Source organism: Longimicrobium sp., from assembly GCF_036554565.1.
GTDB lineage: Bacteria > Gemmatimonadota > Gemmatimonadetes > Longimicrobiales > Longimicrobiaceae > Longimicrobium.
On sequence record NZ_DATBNB010000266.1, the window covers coordinates 1 to 2720 of the forward strand.

The 2720-nt window shown below is 73.8% G+C and carries 2 protein-coding genes and 1 pseudogene; all 3 read right to left on the reverse strand.

Features of this window, described 5'->3' with window-relative positions; translation table 11 throughout:
- Positions 1-85 precede the first annotated feature (85 nt).
- Positions 86-1366: a homoserine dehydrogenase gene (locus VIB55_RS07220; protein WP_331875997.1), complete on the reverse strand. Its 1281-nt coding sequence runs from the start codon at positions 1364-1366 to the stop codon at positions 86-88.
- A gap of 2 nt (positions 1367-1368) precedes the next feature.
- Positions 1369-2358: a homoserine O-acetyltransferase family protein gene (locus VIB55_RS07225; protein ID WP_331875998.1), complete on the reverse strand. Its 990-nt coding sequence runs from the start codon at positions 2356-2358 to the stop codon at positions 1369-1371.
- A pseudogene (locus VIB55_RS07230) lies at positions 2355-2720 on the reverse strand (aspartate kinase); the annotation flags it as partial. The gene VIB55_RS07225 and the pseudogene VIB55_RS07230, both read right to left, overlap by 4 nt.

Sequence of the window (2720 nt, forward strand, 5' to 3'; positions counted from 1 at the left end):
CACACCGCCGCAAGCCAGTCCGCGCAGGCGGACTTCGTGTGGTTGTTGCAGCGACTTTAGTCGCCCGTGCCCCGGGCGCGGGCCATCACTCCGCCACCCGCAGCACCGCCGGCGCCAGCCCCTGCCCCTCCAGCGCCCGCACCGCCAAGCCGATGCGCGGCCACGGCGTGGGGTGCGTCCGCATCACGCTCACCCCCTTGCCGCGGGCAATGCGGTCCACCTCCACCTCCACGCGGTCCAGCGTCGCACGGAGCGCGGCTTCGGGGAGCTGGCCGCGCTCCACCGCGATAGCCCAGGCGTGCGGGCGGCGGTCGGGGATGCTCGGGGTCGCGCCTCCCGCGGGCGCGCGGTGGCGGACCGTGGAGCGCACCATGTCTCCCAGCAGCGCCGATGCCGTAGGCGCGCCGCCCGCACCCGGTCCGGACAGCCGCACCCGCCCGTTCCACTCGCTCTCGATCACCACCGCGTTCTCCTCGTCGCGCGTGCGCCCCAGCTCCGACGAGGTAGCGACGAGCACCGGCTCCACGCTCGCCACCACGCCCCCCGGCAGCCGCGCCGCCTCTGCGACCAACCGCACGACGCCACCTAGCGCGCTCGCGGCGTGCGCCAGCCGCTCGGCGCCGTCGCCAAGCCCGCGGCGGCGCACATTGAGCCGCGCGGGATCGGCGCCGAAGGCCAGCCACGCCAGGATGCGCACCTTGTCTGCCGCGTCCTCGCCGCTCAGGTCGCGCGACGGGTCCGCCTCGGCGAACCCGCGCGCCTGCGCCTCCGCCAGCGCGGCGGGAAAGGTCCATCCATCCTCCAGGCGGCTGAGGATGTAGTTCGTGGTCCCGTTCAGGATGCCGTGGATCGAGCGGATGCCGGTCAGCGACAGCGGCTCGCGCAGGGCGCGGATCACGGGGACGCCGCCCATCACCGAGCTCTCGAAGTCCAGCCGCCCGCGGTGGATCCGCGCCAGCTCCGCCAGTTCCGGCCCGTGCGCCGCAATCAGCGCCTTGTTGGCCGTCACCAGCCGCCGCCCCGCCGCCAGCGTCGCCCGCGCAATGCGGAGCGCCGGGACGGAGCCGCCGATCGCCTCCACGACGAGGTCCGCGTCCGTGGCGAGAAAGGAGTCCACGTCCGTCGTCAGCAGCGCGCGGTCCAGCTCGCCCGGCCGCGGGCGCTCGCCGTGCGCCACGAGCACGCGGACGAGCTCGAACCGCAGGCCGTGGCGCGCGCGGATCTCGTCCGCACCCTGGTGCAGCAGCCGGACGAGGTCGCCACCCACCGTTCCGCATCCCGCGAGCGCAACGCGGACCACCCGCGAGCCGCCGTGAACTACCGGGACGCGGACGTCCACGGTCCCGATCTTCAGTGCAATGCTCATCATCACCTTTCCGTCAGTTGTGCAGCGGGCTCCAGCGCGTCGGCCAGGATGCGGGCCGTCTGTCCGGGCTCCAGCAGGAACGCGTCGTGGCCGTGGATAGAGTGGATTTCCCGGTACTCCGCCCCCGCCGCGTCCGCCCAGCTCCGCACGTCCCCGTCGCTGTACAGCAGGTCACCGGGGATGCCGACGCCAATCAGCCGGCCTTCGATGGACTTCAGCGCGGTCGCGACCCCGCCCCGGCCGCGGCCCACGTCGTGGCTGTCCATGGCCCGGGTGAGCGCCACGTAGCTGCGTGGATCGAAGCGGTCGCGCAGCTTGCGGCCGTGGTGCTCCAGGTACGAGGCGACGGACCATCCCCCATCCACCTCCCGCCGCCGCCCGAACCGCGACGCCTGCTCGTCCGGCGTGCGGTAGGTCATCATCCCGATCATCCGGGCGATTTCCAGCCCCCGCTCGCCCGCGGCCTCGATGGCCTGCCGCTGGATGTGGTTCCATGCGATGGCGGATGCCGTGTGCGCCGCCGGGGCCGCGAGCACGACGACGGACTCCGCAACTCGCGGGTTCTGGACGGCCCATTCCATCGCCACCATCCCGCCCAGCGATCCGCCGAGGGCGAGGGCGACGCGGGTGATGCCGAGTTCGTCCACCAGGAGCTGGACGAGTCGCGCCTGGTCGCGCGTCGTGACGAGGGGAAAGTCGGCGCGCCCCGGCTCCCACGGCCCCGTGGTGCCGTAGCACGAGCCCAGCAGGTTGGCGCAGAGCACGGCGTGGCGGTTCGTGTCGATCGGCTTGCCGGGGCCGATCACCTCCGTCCACCATCCGCCCGCCGCGTCGGCCGACCCGGTGAGGGCGTGGAAGACGAGGACGACGTTGTCGCGATCCTCGTTCAGCACGCCGTCCAGGTGGTACGCCTGCCGGACGCCGTGCAGCACCTGACCCGACTCCAGTTCGAAGCGGGGGACGCGCTGGACGTGCAGCTCGCGGCGGCTCATGCGGCCTCCGACAGCGCCCGCGCGGCACGGACGACGGTTCCGCCGCGCCCGGAGAGCGGCGCCCAGTGCGCGTAGATGCGGAGCGTGACGCCGTGCGCCAGCGCCAGCCGTGCCGCCTCCGCGTGGACCACCCTGGCCCCGGACTCGGCGAGGACGACGAGGGCGAGCGGATCGATCTCGCCGATCCGGCGCGCATCCGCGTGCACGGCGGGATCGCGATCGAACACGGCGTCGACATCGGTGATGATGTGGCAGGGCGCCGGGCCGAGTGCTGCCGCGATGGCCACGGCGGAGGTGTCGGACCCGCCGCGCCCCAGCGTCACCGTCTCGCCGTCGTCCCGCGCGCCCTGGAAGCCGCTGAT

What these genes read in the sequence shown, in the direction of transcription:
- VIB55_RS07225 (WP_331875998.1), bottom strand. Translation starts at nt 2,358, where the DNA reads ATGAGCCGCCGCGAGCTGCACGTCCAGCGCGTCCCCCGCTTCGAACTG.
- VIB55_RS07220 (WP_331875997.1), bottom strand. Translation starts at nt 1,366, where the DNA reads ATGAGCATTGCACTGAAGATCGGGACCGTGGACGTCCGCGTCCCGGTA.